Origin of the sequence: Kutzneria viridogrisea DSM 43870, from assembly GCF_000525635.1 — a bacterium.
Classification (GTDB): Bacteria; Actinomycetota; Actinomycetes; order Mycobacteriales; family Pseudonocardiaceae; genus Kutzneria; species Kutzneria viridogrisea.
On record NZ_CP007155.1, the window covers coordinates 6,798,939 to 6,819,360 of the forward strand.

Sequence of the window (20,422 nt, forward strand, 5' to 3'; positions counted from 1 at the left end):
GGGTAGCCAACTGGGGACCGAGCGAACAGGAGGCGATGATCATGTCCAGCATCCGCGCACGCGCCTCGGCCGTGACGGCGCTGGCAATGACCGCATTCGGACTCGTGGCGACTCCCGCCCTCGCGTCGGCCGCACGAACCCCGTGCGATACCGCCGCGCGGGCCTGCGTGGACCTGAACACACAGCAGGCCTGGTTGCAGCACAACGGGATCATCGACTACGGGCCGGTCCCGGTACGCACCGGCCGCCCGGAGGCCCCCACCGATCCCGGCACGTTCCGCGTCACCTTCAAGGACCTGCACCACGTCAGCACGATCTTCAACAACGCGCCCATGCCGTACTCGGTGTTCTTCAACGGCGGGGACGCGTTCCACGAGGGCAGCCTGACCGATCCCTCGCACGGCTGCGTGCACCTGAGCACCGCCGCAGCGCAGACCTTCTTCAGCACCTTGCAGCCCAGCGACGAGGTCCAGGTCGTCACCGGTTGACCACGTGTGTGCCCCCTCCGCGGACGGCGGAGGGGGCACACGCCTGTCTCAGCCCAGCTTGCGCCGCAGGGCGAGCACACCACCCGCGGCGGCCAGCACGATCGCCGCACCGGCCGACAGCAGGGTCCAGTCAGTCGTGTCCGCGGCGGGCGCCGGGCTCGCCGAGGACGGGCTGTAGCCGCCGAGCAGCTTGTTGGCCTGGTAGGCCGATCCGGCGAGCTTGTCCCCGTACTTGTCGTGCACCTGCTTCTGGTACGCCGCCAGGCTCACGCCCTGGCCGACCGAGGTGCGGGCCACCTCGTTGAGCGGCAGCACCCGGCCCTCGTGCACCTTGTACCAGGCGTTGATCTGCGGCTCGGTGAACACCGTGTCCGCACCGGCCCGCGCCGGGTAGGTGATCTCCTCGGTCCCGGTGGTCACGTTCATCGCCGACCAGGTCTGGCCCTCCCGGACCATCCACACCGAGGCGTCCTGCCCCGTCGCCGACTTCGCGTGCACCGCCACGTACCCGAACTTCGCCACCTCAGCGGACTTGCCCGCCACGAAGTCCGGGCTCAGCGTGTACACCGCCAACGGCTCACCGACCACCTGCGGCGCCTTCGCCTGCGCCGCGGCACTTTCCGCCTGCGCGCTGAGCGCGGAAACCTTGCCCGCACTGTGCTGGTCCACGTTCACGAAGAACCGCGCCACGAAATCCCGGGTCTGCGCCTGGGATGCCGCCTGCTGGGCCGCTGACAGATCGGTGGGCGCGCTCGGCGCGGCCTGCGCCCCGGTTGCGCCCAGCAGCAGGGCGAATCCGACCACCGCGGAACACCCGAGCACCTGTGTCGTCTTCTTCATCGCGCTCATCCCATCCCGTACAGTGCTTGGCCCCACTGGAATTCCCCGTTGCTGACATAGGAGTTGTAGGCCATCTGGCTGTAGCGGGGGCTGGCCGGCCACGGGTCCCCGTAGAAGATCGAGGACGTGCTCGAGTCGTAGCCGTAGATCACCTGCGCGTGCCCGCCACCGGCCGTCCAGTAGATCCCGGTCTCGATCGGCTTGCCCGCGTTGATCTGCGACTGCACCGTGGAGAAGCTGAGCGGGTTGCTCACCTGACCCGGGTTCATGCCCAGCGCCTGGTAGGCCGTCTGCACGTACTCGAGCTGACCGGCCTGGTTGGGGCACTGGCTGCCCTGCGGGTAGCCCTGTGCGATGTCGCAGAACGTGTTCTGGTCGATGCCCTGGTCCTTGCCCAGGAACTGCGCGATGGTCAGGCCGCTGCCGACCCAGCACCACTGGTCCTGCTCCTGGACCTGCTGGGAGATGTTCAGCTGCTTGCTGGCCGCGGGTGCAGCGGGTGCCGCCGGCGCCGCGGCCGCAGGTAGGCCGATGGCGGCGACGGCGAGCAGACCGGCCGCGAGCACGGCCGCTCGGCACGCACTTGTGCTGTGCATGGATGCTCCTTCCGACCTGACCGCAGGGAGGGCCAGGTACGAGACCCTGCGAGCATCACGCGAACGGCGGCACCGTGGTAATCCCAATGCCCATAACGTGCACGTTATGGATACGAGCTCTAACGGTCCGTGAGCGCCTTGGCCATACGCAGCACCGCCTCCGTGACCCGCTCTGGTGCCGTCGCGAAGTTGAAGCGGGCGAACCCGGGCACCCCGTAGCGCGGCCCAGGCGACAACGCCACTTCGCCCCGCTCCAGGAACAGTTCGGCCGGGTCGCCCTCGATGCCCAGCCCCCGGCAGTCCAGCCACGCCAGGTACGTCGCCTGCGGCACCTCGTACCCGACCGCCGGGACGTGCTCCGCCAACAGCCGCGCCAGCAACCGCCGGTTCTCGTCCAGCCCCGTCAGCAGGGCGTCCAGCCACGGCTCGCCCTGTGTGAACGCCGCCTCCGAGGCGATCACCCCGAACAGGCCCGCTCCTTCGCTGACCTCCTCGTGGATCGCCGCCACCTCCGCGCGCGCCTGTGGCCCCGGCACCGCCAGCGCCGCCTTGAGCCCCGCCAGGTTCCATGCCTTCGATGCCGACACCAGCGTGATCGACCGGGCCGCCGACTCCGCGTCGATCGTCGCGAACGGCACGTGCCGCTCCCCCGGGTACGTCAGTGGCGCGTGGATCTCGTCCACCACCACCCGCACCCCGTAGCGGTCCGCCAGCCCCGCCACCGCCCGCAACTGCTCCGCCGTGTACACCCGCCCCGTCGGGTTGTGCGGGTTGCACAGCAGGTACGCCTTCGCCCCCGCCGCGAAGTCCCGTTCCAACCGGTCCAGGTCCAGCCCCGGGCTGCGCACCACCTCGCGGCCGATCCGTTCCAGCCAGTAGAAGAACGGCGGATACCCCGGGCTGTTCACCACCACCGCGTCCCCCTGCGCCGTCACCTGCCCCAGCGCCTCCACGATGCCCGTCATGACGTCCGGCACCAGCCGCATGCCCGCCGGGTCGGCCCGCCACCCGTAGCGCCGCTCCGCGAACCCCGCGAAGGCCTCCAGCAACCCGCCCGGCTTCGCGTACCCCGTGTCCCCGCGCCCAATCGCCGCCGTCAACGCCGCCGCCACCGGCTCCGCCAACGGCGTGTCCATCTCCGCCACCCAGACCGGCAACACCTCCGGCCCGTACTCGGCCCACTTCACGCTGCGCCGCTGCCGCAACTGCACCAAGTCGAAGGCGCTCAACGGGTTGCTCATCCGATCAGCATACTTGTCTGCACCTCAGGAATTCCGGTCCCGTGAACTCCGGCCGCCCGTTGGTGATTCGTACTGTCCAGCCGCTGTGGTGGATCAGCCTGTGGTGCATCCCGCACAGCAGCACCAGGTTGGACAGCGCGGTGTCCCCTCCGTTCGCCCAGTGGATGATGTGGTGCACGTGGCAGGTGCTGGGCCTTCGCCTACATCCCGGGAATGCGCAGTGCTTGTCCCGGACGATCAGTGCTCGTCGGAGGTGGGGCGGCACGGTGTAGCTGATCCGCCCGACGTCGAGGGGTTCGGAGTTGCTGCCCAGCACTACTGGGAGGATCTTCGCGTCACAGGCCAGTCGGCGGATCGCTGATGGGGCGAGTTCGGCTTTTCCTGTGCCGGTTTTTAGCGTGTGCCAGTCGATGGTCACCGCGATGTGCGGACGTTCCCCACCCTCCGTCGGCGTGGTACTGGTCTCCAGCAGTTCCGCGAACGCGTCCCCTTGCCGCTCAGGCAGGGTGCGGGTGTCGCTGGCGTCGTGTGGTTTCGCCAACGGGCTGAGCACTGCCCCCAGCAGTGCGCCGGTCTCCGCGTCCAGGCACCCCTGGAACCGCACTGACCCGTCCCGCCGTGTGTCGTAGCGGAACTCGCGTCGGGGATGGGCGAGTTCGTCCTCGCTCGGTAGCGCCCCGTCAGGGTCCAGCCGGTTGACGATCTCCCGGCCCAGCGGCACCAGGTTGGAGGCATCCAGCGACTGGGCCGCTGCCGCCAGGACCTCGACAGCCTGCTCCCGGTCGGCCGCACCGACATGCGGCGGCAGCTCCCGTAGCACCCGGTCGATCACCGAAAGTTGTTCAGGCTCAAGCGGAACCGGCACCGGAACACCCGCATGCACAATCCTCTGCTTCGCCTCCCGCTTGCTGACAAGCAGAACACTCCGCAGCAATTCACTCAAGCTCGGATACCCCACCCGCTCCGCCACACCCCGCGCATCCGCCTCCGCAACCAACCCCAACACCTTCGCATAGGCTTGCCGCAGAACCACTTCCGCGTCCTGCAACTCACCCAACAGCTCCGCGTCCCCCGACCGCCACAACCCTGCGGCATGCCGAGTCTCCACGAATGCTGTCATACCAACAATTCTACCCCCTATTTCGCACAAAAACCGTTGCACGCCAATGGCTACCCATGTGGGTGACCACACCCAAAACCCAACCCGAGCCAGTCAACGAGACCCACCCACCCCAGAACGGAACTCACCCTCCTCAGAGCGGGACTCGCGCTCCCCACAACGGGACTCACCCTCCAGTCAGCGGGACTCACCCACCGGAGCCCGGGACTCACCTACCCCAGAACGGGACTCGCGCCCCTCAGCACGGGACTCACCCTCCCCAGCACGGGACTCGCTTGCCGGAGAACGGAACTCACTCACCCCAGACCGGGACTCGCGCTCCAGTCATCGGGACACACCGCACCGGAACGCCGAACACGCCGCACCGGAACGTCCGACACGCACCCCCGGAACCACCGACACACCATCCCGCAACGTCCGACACACCACCCCAGAACACCGAACACGCGACACCCCAACGTCCGACACACCGCACCCCAACCGCCGACACACCACCCCGCAACGTCCGACACGCACCTCAACCCCCACGTGCCGCACCACCAACCCCACGCACACCGCCCACCAAACGGGTTGGTTTTGTGCGGGTAGCGGCGGCCTTACGCTCGTCGGCGTATCGGGGCATCCCTCCATGCCACGGAAACCCCGATCCAAGGCCGCCGCGAGGGACCCGCACCAAACCAAACCACGTCACCAACCCGGCACCACCCCGCACACCACCCACCAACACCCCTTCCCGCACAACGGGACTCACCCCCACCCCAGACCAGGACTCGCGCTCCCCACAGCGGGACTCGCCCTCCCCAGACCGGGACTCGCGCTCCGGACACCGGGACTCACGCCCCACACACCGGGACTCGCCCTCCCCACACCGGGACTCACCCACCCCAGACCGGGACTCGCCGGGGGAAAAACCACACACGTCAGTCCTGGAAGTGGGCGGCGGTCAGCCGGGTGCGGTTTACCGTCACCTGGAACACGTCGGGGCGCGCGTAGTGCCCGGTCGGGTCGAAGTTCTGGCGTGCTCCGCGCACGGCGGCCGGGTCCAGGTCGGCCACGAGCAGGCGCTCCTCGCCGTCCACTGGTTCGACGATCCACTTGCCGTCGGGGCCCGCGATGGCGGAGCCGCCGGTGTAGGGCGAGGTCTCGCCGGAGTCGAGCATCTGCTGGCGCAGCGGGAAACCGGCTGGCACGTCGGCGTAGTCGATGATCGCGCCGACGGCCAGGGAGTACATGCGGCCCTCCAGCGCGATGAACCGGGTGATGTCCCTGGTGAGCGCGGGGCCGCCGGGCCAGGTGGACACGTGCAGGTCGGACCCGCCCGCGTAGAGCGCGTGCCTGGCCAGCGGCATCCAGTTCTCCCAGCAGGACAGGCCGCCAACGCGCATCCCGGCGACCTCGTGCACGCGCAGGCCGTGCCCGTCGCCGGTGCCCCACACGAGGCGCTCCTCGTAGGTGGGCATCAGCTTGCGGTGCGCGCTGACCACGCCCCGGCCGGGCGCGAGCGCGACCAAGGTGCAGTACACGGTGCCCCGGCCGGGACCGGTCCCGCGCTCGGTGATGCCGAGGTAGGTGAACACCCCCAGGTCGCTGACGGCCTCGGCGACCTGGCGCAGTTCGGGGCCGTCCAGTTCCACGGCGGCGTCCAGGTACGCCGCGTAGGCGGCCTTCTGGACCGCGGCCTCGAACCGGGCCCCGTCGGTGATCATCGGCCAGACGGGGTACCCGGACAGGAACGCCTCGGGGAAGGCCACCAGGTGCACGTCCCGCGCCGCGGCCGAGCGCAGCGAGTCGAGCACCTTGCGCACACCGGTGGCGGGATCCAGCAGGGGGCAACGGAGTTGGGCAGCGGCAACACGCATGCCGTGATCGTCTCGGGTCAGGCCGTCCTGGGCAACAGGTCCGCGGCCGGTGCCAGGCCCAGTTCCCGGCCGAGCAGCTCGCGGTACAGCTCGTACCCGCGCCGAGCGGCCACGTCGTCCCCGTGCGCCAGACGTGCGTCGATCAGCGCACGCTGGGCGCTCTCCCGCAACGGGTCCGCGCCGACCACGGCCAGCGCGGTCTCCACGGCCTCGGCGCAGCGGCCGAGCGCGGCGAACCTGCGGCTGAGCGCCTCCAGCGCGTGCAGCGTGCGCTGGCGCAGGCGTTCGCGCTCGCCGATGGCCCAGTCCTCGTACCAGCCGGGCAGCAGGTCCAGGGCCTCGGTCCACCACGGGTGCAGCACGAGGTCCTCGGTGCCCGCGCTGCCGTCGATGAGCCGTCCCGCCCAGTCCCCCGCCACCTCGATGTCCACGAGCACCTCGGGCCGCAGGGCAAGCGACCACTTGTCCGCGCTGATCAGGTCGACCCCGATGCGCCGCAACCGCCACAGCGTGGAGCGCAGGTTCGCCGCGGCCCGCGCGTCGTCGGCGCACGGCCACAGGTGGCCTGCCGCGAACCTGCGCTCCAACCGTCTGCGGTGCAGGGCCACGAAGGCGAGCAGGCGCTTGCTCGCCTCCGGCACCTCCACCCTGCGCGTCCCCTGCGTCACGTACGGACCCCGGAACAGGTGCACCATCACCGCTGCCGCCATCTGATCTCCCGATCCTCGCCCATCAGGAGCAGAGGCTATGCGCGCCTCGTCACACCAGCGTCACCACGACGGGCCGCGGCCTTCGGTGCCCTGGTCGTGGCGCGCGCCCCGATCGCGGTGCCACCGCCCAGTGGAACGGGCTCGTTGTTGCGGGCGAAGACCACCCAGTCCGGCTGCCCGGAGGGGATGAACACGTCGACCCCGAGACCGGCTTCGCTGCCGTCCAAGGGGATCCGGTCGCTGTGCTGGGCGCTCTCCAGCACCTGCGGCGTGTAGTCGAAGCGGCAGGTGTAGAAGGTCAGCGGCACGGTGGCCGGGAACAGCGCGGTGACCTGTTCGGCGACGTTCCCCTTCGGGTCCACCGGCAGGAACCCCGCTGGCGGCAGGTCCTGGAACCCCCGCTCCACCAGGGAAACCGCCTGCGCCGCGGGGGCCTGTGCCCCGCTGAGCGCGCCGATCGCGGAGTTGAGCAGGTCCACCGAGCTGGCCGAGGCCCCACCGGTGACGTCCGCACGCGCGGCGTCCAGCCACTGTACGACCTGGTCCAGCGAGGTCACCTGGGCCGCGGACCGCGTGGACAGCTGGTCCTGGAACTGCAGCACCTGGGCCAGGAACACGTCCCAGGGCCGACCGGCGAGCCGCCACTGCCAGCCGCGCAACGCCGTGGACCCGCTGAGGTCGCGGCGTGCGGTCCAGGTGTCGACCTGCCACTTGCCGTTGACCGTGAACAGCACGGCGATCGGCACGCCGGAGGTGGCGGGCGCGTCGAGCCCGGTGGACCAGGCCAGGCTCTGCAACGGGCTCACCACGCGGCCCGGGGCGGGCTGCTGGAGCCAGGGCTTGGCGTAGCCGCGCTCGCGCTCGAAGTAGTGCGAGGCCAACCAGTTGCGGCGCTTGTCGCTGGCCTGCCCGTCGAAACCGCTCAGGGTGGCCGGGGTCAGCATCACGGTGATGCCCCGCCCCTCGTTGGGGTGCAGTGCGGTCGCACCGGAGCAGGTGTCGTCACAGGGGTTGCCGTAGACGCTGTCGGTGCCGTAGAACCACTTGCCCTCCAGCAACTGCACCACGTAGAAGCCGTCCGCGGGCAGCGGTTCCTTGGGAAAACTCACCTTGGCGTCGGTCTTCTTGCTCTCCAGCACGGTTCCGCTGGGGTCCACCGCGAGGCCCGGCCCCACGACGACCTTGTCCTTGGCCAGCGTCACCGGGAAGCCGTGCACCACCCCGGGGCCGCAGGCCGTGCCGAGGGCCTTGGCCAGGTCCTCGCTGTAGTCCTGCATCAGGGTCAGGTGCTCAGCGCGCAGGAACAGGCCGTCCTGGGCGTTGAGTCGGGCGATCGCCCCGCCGACCGTCGGGGTGTCCTGTTCGGTGCTGCTCGGGGTGGTCATGCCTGGGTCCTCCCAAAGGTGAAGGTCAGCGCGGCGTCGTGACCGTCGTGCCTGCTGCCGGGCGGGCCGCCGCGCACCCCGGCCAGGGGCACCGCGGGGTGCACGCCGAACGCGGGTTCGGGGCCGGTGCCGCGCACGGTCAGCCGCACCAGCTCGTTGGACAGCCGCCCGGCCAGTTCCACCGTCACGTGGGTGCCCGACTCCTCGTCCACGCGGACGGCGTCGATGTCCTCGTCCACCCAGCCCCGGTCGGCCGACAGCGAGGTCACCCGCACGGCCCTGCGCAGCGAGCGCGGGTTGAGCGCGGCGGTGACCTCGAAGGTCAACTGGTCGCCGTTCGCGGACCACTTGAGCGAACCGGGGTCCAGCCGGGGGCCGCCCGCGTCGGGCTGGGTGTCCGGGCCGAGCAGGCCGGGGGCCAGCCCGCAGGTCAGTTCCTGGATCAGCCAGGTGGGCAGCAGGGTCGTGCGGACCTCCGGGCTCAGGTCCACCTTGACGATGGTCATCGCCCCGTCGGCGACCCGCACCGTGATCGCCACCTCGGCCAGCAGCACCGGCGCGTTCAGCTCGGTGACCGGGAAGGGCTCCTCGGCGCTGGGCGGGGCCAGTTCGGCGGAGTCGGCGGCGGCCAGCACGCGCAGCTTGTGCAGCAGCTCGGCCGCGCGCTGCTCGGGCGGCAGGCAGGACGCGCTGTCGACTTCCGTGTCGGCCTCGCCCAGCCCCAGCAGGGCGCGCACCCGCCGGTACGGCACGGGAACCGGCTCGACCGGGTCGGCGCTCAGCGTGAAGTGCACCGTCTCCAGGACGCGCGAGTAGTCGTCGCGCTTGCGCGTGACGTCGCAGGGGTCGGCCAGCGTCGGCACGAGGTTGCTCGGTCGGCAGGAGAACTCCGCGAGCAGCCGCGTGTGGATGACCTTCGTGTCACCCTCGTTGGCGGAGTCGGCGGTGTGCTGGTTCCTGGTGAGCCAGTCGCGCAGGTCCAGGCACCAGCCGGTCTCCGCGTGCAGCTCCCGCCCGTGCCCGTCCAGGGCCAGGCCAGGCGAGACCCGCAGCAGGAACTCGCCGTCCAGCCTGGCGCGCATGCCCCACACCACACCGGATCCGTGCAGCCAGGCCGAGTGCAGCATCTGCTTGCCCCGGGAGTTGCCCATCAGGGTGCGGAAGTCGTCCTCGCCCAGCAGCATGCCGAACGCCACCCGCAGGGCGACGAAGGGGTTCACCGGCAGGTCGGCCGCACAGCACGAGGCGCAGGGTGCGGCGGTGTCGTCACAGGTGGTCATGTCCTCGTCTCCATCAGGTTGGTGGGCTCGCCGGGAAACGGCTGCCCCGCTTTGGCGTACTCCCGGCGCATCGCGGCGACGAGGTGGTGCTGGCGGACCGGTCCCGCCGGGGCCGCGGCGAACCCCGCGGCGATCACGGCGTTGCGGATCCAGCCACCGGCGACCGGGTACAGCCGGGACAGCACGGCCAGGTCCACGTCGGGGCCGCGCACCCGCTCGGGCAGGTGCAGGTCCCACAGCCGGTGGCGGCAGGACTCGTCGGGCTGCGGGAACTCCACGACCAGGTCCATCCGGCGCAGGAACGCCGGGTCGATGTTGTGCCGCAGGTTGCTGGCCAGCAGCACCACCCCGTCGAAGCGGTCCAGCCGCTGCAACAGGTAGGCGGTCTCCAGGTTGGCGTAGCGGTCGTGCGCGTCGCCGATCTCCGTGCGGGTGCCGAACAGCGCGTCCGCCTCGTCCATGAACAGCACGGCCTGGGTACGCTGCGCCACCTCGAACACCGAGGCCAGGTTCTTCTCCGTCTCACCGATCCACTTGGACACGACCCGGGACACGTCCACGGTCAGCAGGTCGGTGCCCGCCGCGCTGCTGACGGCCTGGGCCGCCAGGGACTTGCCGGTGCCCGGCGGGCCGGTGAACAGCAGTCGTGTGCCGCCGGAGGCGTTGGCCCGCGCGCGGAATCCCCAGTCGTCCAACACCGTGGCGGCCTGCTCCAGCCGGTCCACCGCGGCGCGCAACTGGCCGGCTTGGTCCTGCGGCAGCACCAGGCGGTGCCACGGCACGTCGGGGGTGCTCAGGTCCACACCAGCGGGCAGCACCGCACCGGCCCTGGCCCGGATCGCGCTCGCGACCTGCGCGAGGTCCACCGGCTCGCGCAGATCGGCGGCGATCTGCGTGGTGTGCGCGGGGTCCACCGCGTGGCGGGCGGCCAGCGCGGGCGCCAGCTCGCCGTGCCGGGGCAGGGCGGCGGCCCACGTGGCTCGGTGGTCGGTGCCGTCCAACGGCCCGGTCGGCAGCGTGAGCAGCGGGCGGTGGCCCACGGCGCGCACGGGGCCGCCGCTCACCACGAGAACCGGTCCCGGGGCGGCGATCCGCAGCGTGGCGGGCGGCGTGCCCTCGGCGTGGGCGGCCAGCACCAGGACCGGGATCGCGCCGCGGGCGGCGGCGTGTGCGGCCAGCAGGGCGATCCCGTGCGGGTCCTGTGCCGCGACCCGCCCGGCGACCAGCGGGGTGCCTGCCGCGTCGGCGACCGCGGCGCACCTGCTGAGCGCGATCTCCTCCTCCGGCGTGGCGACCAGCACCGTGCGGTCATCGGCGGCCAGCAGGGAAACCGCCACCCGGCGTACCTGCGGCCACGCCAGCCAGCGGTCCAGACCACCGGGCGCGGGTTCGACCGGCACGCGCTCGATCGACGCGGGCCAGCCCTCGTGCCCGTGCAGCGCCTCCCAGAGCCGATCGGCCACAGTGATCGACCGCTCGAAGAACGTGCCCTCGGCGCCGAACCGCAGCAGCCCGGCCCGCACCGCCGCGCCTTCCGTCAGCAGACGGCGCACCGCTGCCCGGTCACCCCCGAGCAGCAGCGCCGCCAGCCCCGTGGTCGGGTGCGGCTCACCACGCGGGTGCAGCGCGCGGAACGTGCCCGCGATCCCCTCGTGCTCCTCGGCGAGACCCGCCAGCAACAGCACCTGCTGTTCCTGCTCGGTCAGCCCGAAACGCGCCGCGACCAGATCGAACGGCTGCTCCTCGCAGCGGTCCGCCTGCGCCTGCTTTCCCCACGCCCGCAGGAACTCCGCCGTCTGCGCCGCCCCGGACTCGACGCTGCATCGCTGGTCGAGCAGGTCGGCCACGCGCACCGCCAGGTCGGCCGCGCGCGCGGTCAGGTCGTGGCTGGTCCGCTCACTCATCGCCGCACCTCGCTAGCGCTCGGTGCAGCGCTTCGCGCCGGCCTGTGCTCATTGATTCGTTCGCAAGCTCACTCATAACGGAACCTCACGACCGCGCCCAGCCAGGGCACCCAGCCCGGGTCCACGTCCAGCCCGGCCCGGCGCACCGCGAGGTCCACCTCGTGCAGCGGCAGCACCAGTTCCAGCCAACCCGGCTCGCCCTGGACGCACCCGTGACGACGCGCGATGTGCGCCACCTGCGTGCCGGGATCAAGTCTTTCCTCCGTCACCGCCGCCCAGCGGCACGCGTGGGCCGTCAACGCCTCGTGCTCCGCCCGCGAGGCAGGCGAGGCGTCGACCGTCGGCGGCACCTGAGCCGGGTCCAGCCCGCAGAACGCCAACGCCGCCGGATCGTCCTCGCTCAGCGGCACCAGGCGGGTCGCCAGCCCGTGCAGCACCCAGCGCAGCGGGCGGGCCGCCAGCACCGGGTCCGCCAGCAACCGGGCCGGTACCCCCGCGTCCTGGGCCGTCGCCAGCAGGAACGGGAGGCCCGCCCACTCCGTGGGTACCGGTGCCATGAAAGTGCCGTTGCTTGCGTTGAACGCAAGCAACGGCACTTTCATGGCACCCGGCGCCAGCTGGGCGGCGACGCGGGCCAGCACGGCGGGCGCGTCGGCGCGGGCGAAGGCGCCCGGCTCGGCCTCGGCGAGGACCAGCACGGCCCAGGCGGCCACGGTGTCCGGGTCGGGACGCAGCCGCGAGCGCACCAGGGCGCCAGCGGCGGCGGACCGGGCAAGGATCGCCGCGGCGGCACGGTCGCGCGGGTCGACAGCGGGCGAGTCCTCAGCGGGGAGCGGGCGGTCCACTTCGGGTGAGCCGTCACCGGAAAGCGAGCGGCCCCCCCCAGGCAAGGCCTCACGGGAAACGGCAGCCAGGCCGCCAACGCCAGGCGAGACCTCACGGGAAGCAGCCGAGCCGCCAACGCCAGGCGAGCGGCCAGCACCGGGCGGTTCCCCAGCCGCCGACAAGCCTCGTACCGACCCCGCGACGGCACGCAACCCGCCCGGCGGCACACCTCCGGCGGCGAGCAGGGCCTGTGCCACGGCGGTCCAGCCGGTCGCACCGAGGACTCGCTGGAGGGCTGCGGGCCCGGCCTCGCGCAGGGCGGCCAGCAGGGCTGCCAAGGCGTACCGAGGATGCCGTCGCAGGGCGGCGACGATCGCCTCGCGCGGAGCGTCAGCGGGCTCAGGGTCGTTGGCGCCCAACAGGTCCACCCGCCGCCACGCCCAGCCCCGGTCGGTCCTGCCCAGGGCGACCGAGCCGACCAGGTCGGCCAGTGCGTGCCGCAGGTCCACGAAGTGCGCGACCTCGCCGGGCCGCTGGGCCAGCGCGGCGCGCAGGGCGCCGACGAGGGTGTCCGCCCAGTCCCTTGCCAGCGCGAGGTCGCCGCGGCCGAAGTCCATCCGCACCGAGACGTCCAGCCTGCGCAGGCACCACAGCCCGGTCGGCAGTTCGGCGGCCCGCAGCGCCTCGTCCAGCCGCCGTTCGGCGAGCTCGCCCAGCAGGCGCCGCACCCGGCTGGCCTGCGCACGGTCCGCGCCGTGCACGGTGCTGCTGAGGCGGTCCACGGTCAGCGCGGTCATCCGACCCTCACCTGCCCGGCGACGGAGGTGTCGCCCAGCCGGGACCCGACCGAGGGCACGCCGATCACCCCGTCCCCGCCGATCAGGGTGTGGTCCACCACCGCGGGCGCCCAGTTGGCCCCGGGCCCGACGTAGGAGGTCAGCCGCAGGTGCAGCCGCTGCCCCACGCGCATGCCGGAGCTGAGCTCGCAGAGCTCGTACTCGGTGTGCGCGGGCCGGTGTTCGGCGAGCACGTCCTGGACCACGCTGAGCTGTTCGGCGGTCAGCTCACCGGGGATCAGCACGCTGAACCGGTGTGCTGCCAAGGAGTACGAGTTCTGGCCGGGCAGCGTGCCGCCCACGGTGAAGGTGCCCAGCGCGCCGGTGGCCGCGCCGACCTCGGGCGCCCGCGGGCCGGTCGCGCTGGTGCCCAGCACGGTGCCGCCGAGCCCGCGCAGCTGCCAGCGCTCCACGATCACCGGCTGGTAGCCGAGGTAGATGCCGAGGATCTCGGTCAGCGCCCGCTTGGTGCCTCTGGCGCGGTAGAGCGGGTACGCCCTGGCGATGAGCTGCCTGCGGGCCCGCTCGGGCCAGCGCCGGTCCAGCACCAGCCCGGCGAAGCTGGCCAGCCAGGGCAACGCCTCCTGCGGGGTCACCCTGGGGTCGACCAGCACCGAGCGGGCGGCGGCGCGCTGGTCCAGTTCGTGCAGCAGCCCTTCGGCGGGGCCGAGGAAGCGCTGGAGGAAGTCGGCGTCGGACTCCTCGCGGGACCAGGCGCGCGGCAGTGCGCGCAGCAGCTGGTGGCCCGGCCGCTCCACGCGCAGCGCCCGCACCTTCGGACTGAGCCGCCGCGTGCCGGTCAGGGTGAGGGTGATCCACAGGTAGCGGCCCGGCTCGGCGGTCACCGGGGACTCGTAGGTCTCGAACTGGTCGTCCGCGGCGATCTGCGCCCACGGGGCCTCCCGCCCGGTGGGCCGCCGCAACAGCGGGGACAGGGCGCGGCGCGGGGCCGGCGGCTCGGTGGCGGTGTCCTCGTCGCTGGTGGCGAACCGCACGGCCAGGTTCGTGCCGGTCGGCGCGCAGGCGTCCAGGAACAGCCGTCCCCAGCGGGTGCGGTAGGTGCCGCTGTCCAGCCGGTAGCTGAGCACGGTGCCGCTGGTGGCGTGCACCGCGCTGGACCCGGTGGTCCAGGCCAGGCCCTCGGCGGTGGTGAAGGCGATCCGCCCGTTGGGGGCCACCGCCAGTGCCCCGCCGTCGTAGCCGGGGGCGCCGAGCGGTTCCAGTTCCAGGCCGTCGGCGGCGAAGCGCCGGAAGGACTGCCCCGGCTGGCGTGCCACCACCAGGGTGCCGTCCCGGGTCAGCTCGATGTCGGTGCCGCCGGGGACCTCGACGAGCACCTCCCCGTCCACAGTGGACACCAGGGCGCGGGCCGCCCTCGGGTGCCGCCACAGCAGCAGCGGGCCGCGCGCCGACAACGCGATGCGGCTGGGCAGCATGCCGTCGGAGCAGGGCGGGGTCACCAGCTTCGGGCCGGGCAGCGGGCCGCGACGGCCGTCCACCAGCACGATCCCGTACGGATCGGCGGCCAGCACCAGTGCGCCGCAGCAGCGCGCCGCGATGTCGATCGGACGCCGCTTGTCCTTGCACCGCAACGGTATCTTGCGCAGCAACCGCCTGCCCCACAGGTCGACGACGTGCACCAGCCCGGTGCCGGACTCGGCGATGTAGAGCCGCTGCGCGGAGTCCACGGCCAGTCCCAACGGGCTACGCAGGATGCCGGGGTCGTGCGTGCCGGAACTGCTCGCACCGGCCGGGATCACCTCGACCAGCCCCCGCTCGGGCCGGGACCGGTAGGCCCGGCACCAGCGGTCGAAGACCAGCCCGGCGGGCGCGGTGCGGCACCGGCCGGTGTGCCGGGGCGTGTCGTCCACCCAGTCCAGGGTGACCCCGCCGCCTGGCAGCAGGGCGGTGTGCTCGCGGACGCACAGCGCCCACTGCTCGGGCCGCACCAGTTGGCTGTAGCCGCGGTCGCCGTCCATCAGCACACCTCGGGCAGGGTCGGCAGCACGATCAGGTCGCTGCTGGGCGGGGTGTACTTCTCCCCGAGCCGCAACGGTTTGCCCTGCACCACGGTGATCTCCACCAGGCGCGGCACCTCCCAGCGCGCCAGCTCCACGGTGTCCGCCTCGGTGATCACGCCCTTGGCGTCGACCCGGCCCAGTGTCAGGTCCTCCAGGTACTCCACGCCGTCCACCTGCACGGCCACCGCCTCCAGTTCGGCGCGGCGCACGGTGCGGCCCAGCGGCCAGCCGCCGCCCTCCGGCCCGTACGGCGGCACCGGGGCCAGGTACTGGCGCAGGATCAGCTCCACCCACCGGCGCACGGCGTCCACCTGGTACCCGGCGCGGACCCGCACCCCGGCCGCCAGCACGATCCGCTGGTAGGTCGGCGGCACCACGTACAACTCGGTGGTCAGCAGCCTGCGCTGGTCCAGGTACGCCGCGACCCGGCGCAGCAGCCCCCGGTCGGGCATCGGCGCGTCCGGGGTGCGCAGGTCCTCACCGGGCCACACCACAACCGTCACGACCCCGGCCGCCCGCACGGTCGGCGTGTCCGGGTGCAGCAGCGGCAACACCTCGGCCCGCACCACCCCAGTCACCTCGCAGGCCAGGTCGCGGAAGTCCTGCGCCACCACGGCCCGATCCCTGCGGTGCAGTTCGGCCGGGATCGCGTCCAGGGCCTCGGCCAGGCTGACCGCGTCCGCGCCGCCCACCGCGGGCAACGGGTTCGCGGCCCGCACCTGGCCCAGTTGCCCGATCGCACCCGCGGGCACGTTGCCGACCAGGCCGCCGCCGTAGCGGTAGGACAGCACGCGGATGCGTTGTCCCGGCTGGGGAACACGGGGCGCGCCGAACCGCACGACCCCAGCGGTGAGGTCGATCGTGTAGTGCCGGTCGTCCGGTGCGCTGGCCACGAAGTCCTCGACCTCGGTCCAGTCGCGCCACCCGTCGGCCTCCTCGACCTGGACCCGCGCGGTGCCGGTGAGCACGGGACGCTGGGTCAGCGGGTGGTCCTGGTCCGGGTCCCCGGTGCCGGTGCCCAGCAGTTCGGCGGCGGCGGTCCTGGACTGCACGGCGCTGACGGCGTTCACGCCGGTCCAGCGCACCGGCCGGATCGAGTCCCCGGAGGTGGCCGGCCGAGCCACCCGCAGCCAGCCGACCACCAACGCGGCCTGCTTCTCGTCGATCAGCACCGGCGGGCAGCCCGGGTCGCCCTGCGGGTTGGTGCGGGCCGGGTCGAACACCGGCAGCTGCTTGGGCAGCCCCAGTTTCACCACGCCGGTGCTCACCAGTCCGCCGGTGCTGTCGCCCAGCACCTCGACGGTGGTGTAGTACGACTTCCGGTCCCGGTCCGAGCCCGCCCACAGCTGCCAGATCATCGGCGGGGCCTCGATGCCCAGGCCCGTGGACCGGTAGTCCTGCCCGTGGCCGTCCAGGTCCTGTAGGGCGAAGTCCGCCGGCACCGTCTCGTCGAAGGCCAGCCCGAGGAACAGCGTGCGCCCGGCCAGCTGCTGCGGGTCGGTGGCCTTCTTGCGCAGCAAGGCGATCCACAGCGTGTTGTCCCAGGTCCCCGACACGGTCAGCGGCACGGCCTCGGCGTCCATCGGATCGGCCGGTGCCAGCACGGTCCGGTAGTGCTCATGCGCGTCGTTGGGACCGAGCCCGGCCATGGCACTGGCCACGGCGCGGCGCTCCACCTCGGCCGCGGTCCGCGCCGGTGGCAGCTTGCCCTTGCCCGCGGCCAGCACGTCCAGCGGCCAGGCGTAGACCTCGTCCTCGGTCTGGAAGGCCACGGCCCCGGCCTGGGCCACGCTGTCGCGCAACACCTGCACGCCCTGGGGCAGCTCGGTGCTCGCGGTCAGCAGCACCCTGGCCGGGCGCGCGGGGCGGGGCCGCACCCCCAGCAGCCGCAGGAACTCGATCTTCGTGGTGTCCGGGATCTGGTTGAACCGGTAGAGCAGGGACTCGCCCAGGTAGGCGAACAGCTCCAGCAGTGCGATGCCCGGGTCGCTCTCGTTGTGGTCGGTCCACTCCGGGGCGTACACCGGGATCCGCCGCACCAACTCCTCGCGCAACTGCTGGTAGGTGCGGTCGTCCAGGATGGGGCCGGTCAACGCCATCACAACCTCCGCTCGGTGGCTACCGCAGGTAGAACGGGTAGACGAGGTTGTCCGGCCGCAGGTCGGCCAGCAGCACGTAGGCGATCTCGATCCACACCAGGGAAGGGTCCTCGCCGGGCGTCACCGCAACGTTGGTCACCGAGATCCTCGGCTCCCACTGCCCCAGCGCCAGGGTCACCGCCTCGCGCAGCGCCGCCCTCGTGGTGACCGTGTTGGGCGCCATCAGGTAGCGCCGCAGCCCGCAGCCGAAGGCGGGCAGCATGACCCGCTCCCCCGGCTCGGTGTCCAGGATCGCCTCGATCGACTGGCGGACCAGCTCCAGCCCGGACAGCGCCCCGATCGCCCCGGAGGAGTCCGGCCGCACCGGGAACCGCAGTCCCCGTCCCAACCACGTGTGCACCGTCATGGGGCGATCCTGGGCGAGGGCCGTCACGGCAACGTTGTGGTGACAGCGCGAGTCGATCGTACGGCCATGCGTCAGTACCGACAGCGGCCCGTCCAGCGATGCGGGATCGGGTCCACCTGCGAGTGCGACCCGCGTACCAAGGCCGCGGCTGTCCAGCACGACATCCAGCGGTGCACGGCCTCCGGCGGCTCGCCGCTGCCCGAGCACACGCGCCGCCACATGGAGGGCGCGCTGGCCGCCGACTTCTCCGGGGTCCGGGTGCACACCGGTCCCACCGCGCAGCAGGCCGCCTCGGCGCTGCGCGCGCACGCCTTCACCTCGGGCACCGACATCATGTTCGGTGCGGGCGAATACCGGCCTGGCACGCTGTCCGGGGACCGGCTCATCGCGCACGAACTCACGCACGTGGTGCAGCAGCGCCAAGGCGTGCACCTGGACCCGATCGACGGCGGCAGGTCCGATCCGCACGAGGTCGAGGCCGAGCAGACCGCGGCGCGGGTGGTCGACGTGGACGTGAACGCGCCGGAGCACTCCACCTCCAGCGACATGCTGCGCTCACTCGGTATCTACGCGGCAACCAAGCTCTTCGGTGGGCGCATCCCCGCGGCGGTCATGATTCCGCTGAACTGCCTCCTGCGGATCGCGATGACGATGGAATGGCCCTCTCTCCTGCTCTATCGCGCGATCCAGACGCTGTACGACCTCTATCTGCTCGGGCAGCACACCGGCGACCACGATCTGCCCGACGCCCAGGGACGCAGGCCCAGGACGAATCTCGTCATCGACTCGCTCTTCGGTGGACTGCCCGATCTCCTCGCCGACTGCCTCACGCTGTTCATCGTGGCGGAAGTGCAGATGGCGTTCGACCAGACCGAGCCCGCGGGGCGCACGCTTCGGCACTACCGGGACGGCACCGGCACCGACCTGTCCTACAGCGCGGAGGACCTGTTCGGCGATCCCGGCTTCCGCCACCTCGTCGCCGGTGTCAACCAGGTCGGCGTACCCACACGACTGACCATGCTGACCGACGACTGGAAGACCGACAACCTCCACTACACCTTCGGTGAGGTGGACCACCTGACGATCACGATCCTCGACCGGACCGACCCCAGCAAGGCCAGGGTGCACGTCCTGCTCGCGGACCGCTACCAGTGGCACCCCGACGAACTGCGGGTGAGCAGGGTGTTCCACGCCGCCATGGAGAACATGAAGATGGCTGGTGCCAGGGAGTTCTGGCAGCGCGTCGACCAGGTCGTGGAGGTGGATCTGACCCGCTGAGATCCGGCATGAAGGTGCCCTTCGGGACGTTGGACGCCCTGAAGGGCACCTTCATGAAGCCGCGGTCAGCCCGAGCAGAGCGGGTCGGGCTCGGACTCGTACGGGGTGGGCGGGGCGGGCTGGTCCTCGGGCCGGGGTGGGCGGGAGACCGTGACCAGGTCGCCGACGAGCGTGGGGTCGGCCTGCACCTGCGGGTCCCCGGCCAACTGGTCCGCGCTGCCGGGGAAGCCGAGCACCTTGTCCAGCTCCGCCTTGAGGCCGGTGGGCAGGTTCTCCGGCTTGCCGCCCGCGGCGAAGTAGTCCTCCAGGGCGGTGAGCGAGCCGGAGGGCGGGACGCAGAACCGCAGGGCCAGCAGCCACCACAGCTGGAACAGGAACACCACCACGGGCAGGAACAGGTTGAACAGGAACAGGGCGACGAGGAAGAACAGCTCGATGGCGAAGGTACAGACCCCGGCGGCCTCGTTCTGCCCCGGCTTGACCTGGTTGCCCTTGGTGACGTCGGCAAGGGTGGCCGACAGCTGCGACTCGGCCGGGGTGGTGATGGCCATGCCACCGGCCCGGGGCTGCCCCGCGCTGGCGGCCAGGGCGCGCAGGTCCGGGGCGGTGACGGCGACCCGGTGGTTGCGGGTGCCCTCGGGGTCGAAGAAGGAGGCGAGCCGGAACGCCTCGGTGGGCGCGCTCCACCACACCTTCGGCGGGCAGTGCTCGTGGCCGCGCGCGGGGATCTTGTGCACGTAGCACTGCACCTGGTAGGTGGACTGGTCGTCCAGCCGGGGCGCCCCGTCGGGGTCGAGGTCGGCGGAGTACACGGGCAGCAGGCCGAACCACAACGATCGGGTGGCGGCCGCGGCGCAGTCCCGGTCGCGCGGGGGAAGTCGCCACATGGGCAGCTTGAGCTCGGTCTTCCAGTCCACTGTGGAGGTTTTGGCCCATGCGGTGCCGTTCCAGGACTTCAGGTCCTGCTCGACGGTCACCCCGGCGTGCCGCCGCTCGAAGTTCTGCCGCGCGGCCTGGTCGGCCCACCACAGGTTGCGCACGTCCAGCACGGGCTCGGCGAGGTCCTGGCCCGGGTGCTGCTCGGCGGCCATCCGGAACATCAGGTCCCGCGCCATCCTGCGGATCGGCCTGCGGTCACCGACCAGCGCGGTGTCCCACTTGCGGACCACCATGCCGACCTCGATGTCGCGGTGCGACCCGGCGCGGGCCAGCGAGCCGTCGGCGCAGAACACCTCCACCACCACGGCGTAGTACCGGTTGTGGTTGGCCTGGTACAGCTTGCGGGTGTCGGTGTGCACCAGGACGTGGGTGGCGAGCCGGTCGCGACCCTTGCCGATGAACACCGCCTGCTTACGTGCGGGGAAGGACCAGGTGTCCTCCTCGGTGAACGGCAGCGAGGTGGTCGGGTCCTGGGTGATCAGCGTGGCGAAGTCCGAGCGGTCGTACTTCTGGATCACCGGCGCGAGCGGGTCGGCGGGGTCGCGCCGCCGGGCGTACCAGGGCGCGCGCAGGGCGAAGTCGTGGTCCATCGGGC

At 72.1% G+C, this 20,422-nt stretch carries 16 protein-coding genes; 2 read left to right on the top strand and 14 right to left on the bottom strand.

Features of this window, described 5'->3' with window-relative positions; genetic code table 11:
• Window positions 1-41: 41 nt before the first annotated feature.
• Window positions 42-488 (top strand): L,D-transpeptidase, encoded by a 447-nt coding sequence (locus tag KALB_RS29950; protein WP_030109226.1) that lies wholly within the window; start codon window positions 42-44, stop codon window positions 486-488.
• Between the two features lie 48 nt (window positions 489-536).
• On the opposite strand, the gene KALB_RS29955 is transcribed toward KALB_RS29950, so the two are convergent.
• From KALB_RS29955 to KALB_RS30015, 13 genes are all read right to left on the bottom strand, one after another.
• Window positions 537-1,328, bottom strand: coding sequence for a hypothetical protein (locus tag KALB_RS29955; RefSeq protein WP_025359370.1), 792 nt, complete (start codon window positions 1,326-1,328; stop codon window positions 537-539).
• A 5-nt stretch (window positions 1,329-1,333) separates the two neighbouring features.
• Window positions 1,334-1,924 carry a papain-like cysteine protease family protein gene (locus KALB_RS29960; RefSeq protein WP_025359371.1) on the bottom strand — a complete coding sequence of 197 codons (591 nt, stop codon included), beginning with the start codon at window positions 1,922-1,924 and terminating at the stop codon, window positions 1,334-1,336.
• A 119-nt stretch (window positions 1,925-2,043) separates the two neighbouring features.
• Window positions 2,044-3,165, bottom strand: a complete 1,122-nt coding sequence (locus KALB_RS29965) for a MalY/PatB family protein (protein WP_025359372.1) — start codon at window positions 3,163-3,165, stop codon at window positions 2,044-2,046.
• A 4-nt stretch (window positions 3,166-3,169) separates the two neighbouring features.
• Window positions 3,170-4,285 carry an HNH endonuclease signature motif containing protein gene (locus KALB_RS29970; RefSeq protein ID WP_025359373.1) on the bottom strand — a complete coding sequence of 372 codons (1,116 nt, stop codon included), beginning with the start codon at window positions 4,283-4,285 and terminating at the stop codon, window positions 3,170-3,172.
• A gap of 920 nt (window positions 4,286-5,205) precedes the next feature.
• The gene (locus KALB_RS29975; protein WP_025359374.1) at window positions 5,206-6,144 is read right to left on the bottom strand and encodes a carbon-nitrogen hydrolase family protein; all 939 of its coding nucleotides are present in this window, start codon (window positions 6,142-6,144) and stop codon (window positions 5,206-5,208) included.
• Window positions 6,145-6,161: 17 nt separating this feature from the next.
• Complete coding sequence (locus KALB_RS29980) at window positions 6,162-6,854, bottom strand: AfsR/SARP family transcriptional regulator (RefSeq protein ID WP_042220947.1); 693 nt, start codon at window positions 6,852-6,854, stop codon at window positions 6,162-6,164.
• A 35-nt stretch (window positions 6,855-6,889) separates the two neighbouring features.
• The gene (locus KALB_RS29985) at window positions 6,890-8,239 is read right to left on the bottom strand and encodes a hypothetical protein (RefSeq protein ID WP_025359376.1); all 1,350 of its coding nucleotides are present in this window, start codon (window positions 8,237-8,239) and stop codon (window positions 6,890-6,892) included.
• Window positions 8,236-9,519, bottom strand: a complete 1,284-nt coding sequence (locus KALB_RS29990) for a hypothetical protein (RefSeq protein WP_025359377.1) — start codon at window positions 9,517-9,519, stop codon at window positions 8,236-8,238. The genes KALB_RS29985 and KALB_RS29990 overlap by 4 nt, the downstream gene beginning before the upstream one ends.
• Complete coding sequence (locus tag KALB_RS44395) at window positions 9,516-11,423, bottom strand: ATP-binding protein (protein ID WP_025359378.1); 1,908 nt, start codon at window positions 11,421-11,423, stop codon at window positions 9,516-9,518. The genes KALB_RS29990 and KALB_RS44395 overlap by 4 nt, the downstream gene beginning before the upstream one ends.
• Window positions 11,424-11,491: 68 nt before the next feature.
• A complete protein-coding gene (locus KALB_RS30000) occupies window positions 11,492-13,045 on the bottom strand; it encodes a hypothetical protein (RefSeq protein ID WP_025359379.1) in 1,554 nt (517 codons plus the stop codon).
• Window positions 13,042-15,063 carry a phage tail protein I gene (locus tag KALB_RS30005; protein ID WP_025359380.1) on the bottom strand — a complete coding sequence of 674 codons (2,022 nt, stop codon included), beginning with the start codon at window positions 15,061-15,063 and terminating at the stop codon, window positions 13,042-13,044. The genes KALB_RS30000 and KALB_RS30005 overlap by 4 nt, the downstream gene beginning before the upstream one ends.
• Window positions 15,063-17,204: a putative baseplate assembly protein gene (locus tag KALB_RS30010; RefSeq protein WP_025359381.1), complete on the bottom strand. Its 2,142-nt coding sequence runs from the start codon at window positions 17,202-17,204 to the stop codon at window positions 15,063-15,065. Before KALB_RS30010 ends, KALB_RS30005 begins: the two co-directional genes overlap by 1 nt.
• A gap of 19 nt (window positions 17,205-17,223) precedes the next feature.
• A complete protein-coding gene (locus KALB_RS30015; RefSeq protein WP_025359382.1) occupies window positions 17,224-17,610 on the bottom strand; it encodes a GPW/gp25 family protein in 387 nt (128 codons plus the stop codon).
• Window positions 17,611-17,676: 66 nt separating this feature from the next.
• Between KALB_RS30015 and KALB_RS44400 the strand changes: the two genes are divergently transcribed.
• Window positions 17,677-18,888, top strand: a complete 1,212-nt coding sequence (locus tag KALB_RS44400) for an eCIS core domain-containing protein (RefSeq protein ID WP_025359383.1) — start codon at window positions 17,677-17,679, stop codon at window positions 18,886-18,888.
• 65 nt (window positions 18,889-18,953) lie between these two features.
• Here the strand turns inward: KALB_RS44400 and KALB_RS30025 are convergent, their stop codons facing one another.
• A complete protein-coding gene (locus KALB_RS30025) occupies window positions 18,954-20,417 on the bottom strand; it encodes a hypothetical protein (RefSeq protein ID WP_025359384.1) in 1,464 nt (487 codons plus the stop codon).
• Window positions 20,418-20,422: the final 5 nt, after the last annotated feature.

Excerpts from the sequence above, each read along its gene's own strand:
- KALB_RS29990 (WP_025359377.1), bottom strand. The coding sequence starts at position 9,519 with ATGACCACCTGTGACGACACCGCCGCACCCTGCGCCTCGTGCTGTGCG.
- KALB_RS29980 (WP_042220947.1), bottom strand. The coding sequence starts at position 6,854 with ATGGCGGCAGCGGTGATGGTGCACCTGTTCCGGGGTCCGTACGTGACG.
- KALB_RS30015 (WP_025359382.1), bottom strand. The coding sequence starts at position 17,610 with ATGACGGTGCACACGTGGTTGGGACGGGGACTGCGGTTCCCGGTGCGG.
- KALB_RS44395 (WP_025359378.1), bottom strand. The coding sequence starts at position 11,423 with ATGAGTGAGCGGACCAGCCACGACCTGACCGCGCGCGCGGCCGACCTG.
- KALB_RS29975 (WP_025359374.1), bottom strand. The coding sequence starts at position 6,144 with ATGCGTGTTGCCGCTGCCCAACTCCGTTGCCCCCTGCTGGATCCCGCC.
- KALB_RS30025 (WP_025359384.1), bottom strand. The coding sequence starts at position 20,417 with ATGGACCACGACTTCGCCCTGCGCGCGCCCTGGTACGCCCGGCGGCGC.
- KALB_RS29965 (WP_025359372.1), bottom strand. The coding sequence starts at position 3,165 with ATGAGCAACCCGTTGAGCGCCTTCGACTTGGTGCAGTTGCGGCAGCGG.
- KALB_RS30010 (WP_025359381.1), bottom strand. The coding sequence starts at position 17,204 with ATGGCGTTGACCGGCCCCATCCTGGACGACCGCACCTACCAGCAGTTG.
- KALB_RS29970 (WP_025359373.1), bottom strand. The coding sequence starts at position 4,285 with ATGACAGCATTCGTGGAGACTCGGCATGCCGCAGGGTTGTGGCGGTCG.
- KALB_RS30000 (WP_025359379.1), bottom strand. The coding sequence starts at position 13,045 with ATGACCGCGCTGACCGTGGACCGCCTCAGCAGCACCGTGCACGGCGCG.
- KALB_RS29955 (WP_025359370.1), bottom strand. The coding sequence starts at position 1,328 with ATGAAGAAGACGACACAGGTGCTCGGGTGTTCCGCGGTGGTCGGATTC.
- KALB_RS29985 (WP_025359376.1), bottom strand. The coding sequence starts at position 8,239 with ATGACCACCCCGAGCAGCACCGAACAGGACACCCCGACGGTCGGCGGG.
- KALB_RS29960 (WP_025359371.1), bottom strand. The coding sequence starts at position 1,924 with ATGCACAGCACAAGTGCGTGCCGAGCGGCCGTGCTCGCGGCCGGTCTG.
- KALB_RS29950 (WP_030109226.1), top strand. The coding sequence starts at position 42 with ATGTCCAGCATCCGCGCACGCGCCTCGGCCGTGACGGCGCTGGCAATG.
- KALB_RS44400 (WP_025359383.1), top strand. The coding sequence starts at position 17,677 with ATGCGTCAGTACCGACAGCGGCCCGTCCAGCGATGCGGGATCGGGTCC.
- KALB_RS30005 (WP_025359380.1), bottom strand. The coding sequence starts at position 15,063 with ATGGACGGCGACCGCGGCTACAGCCAACTGGTGCGGCCCGAGCAGTGG.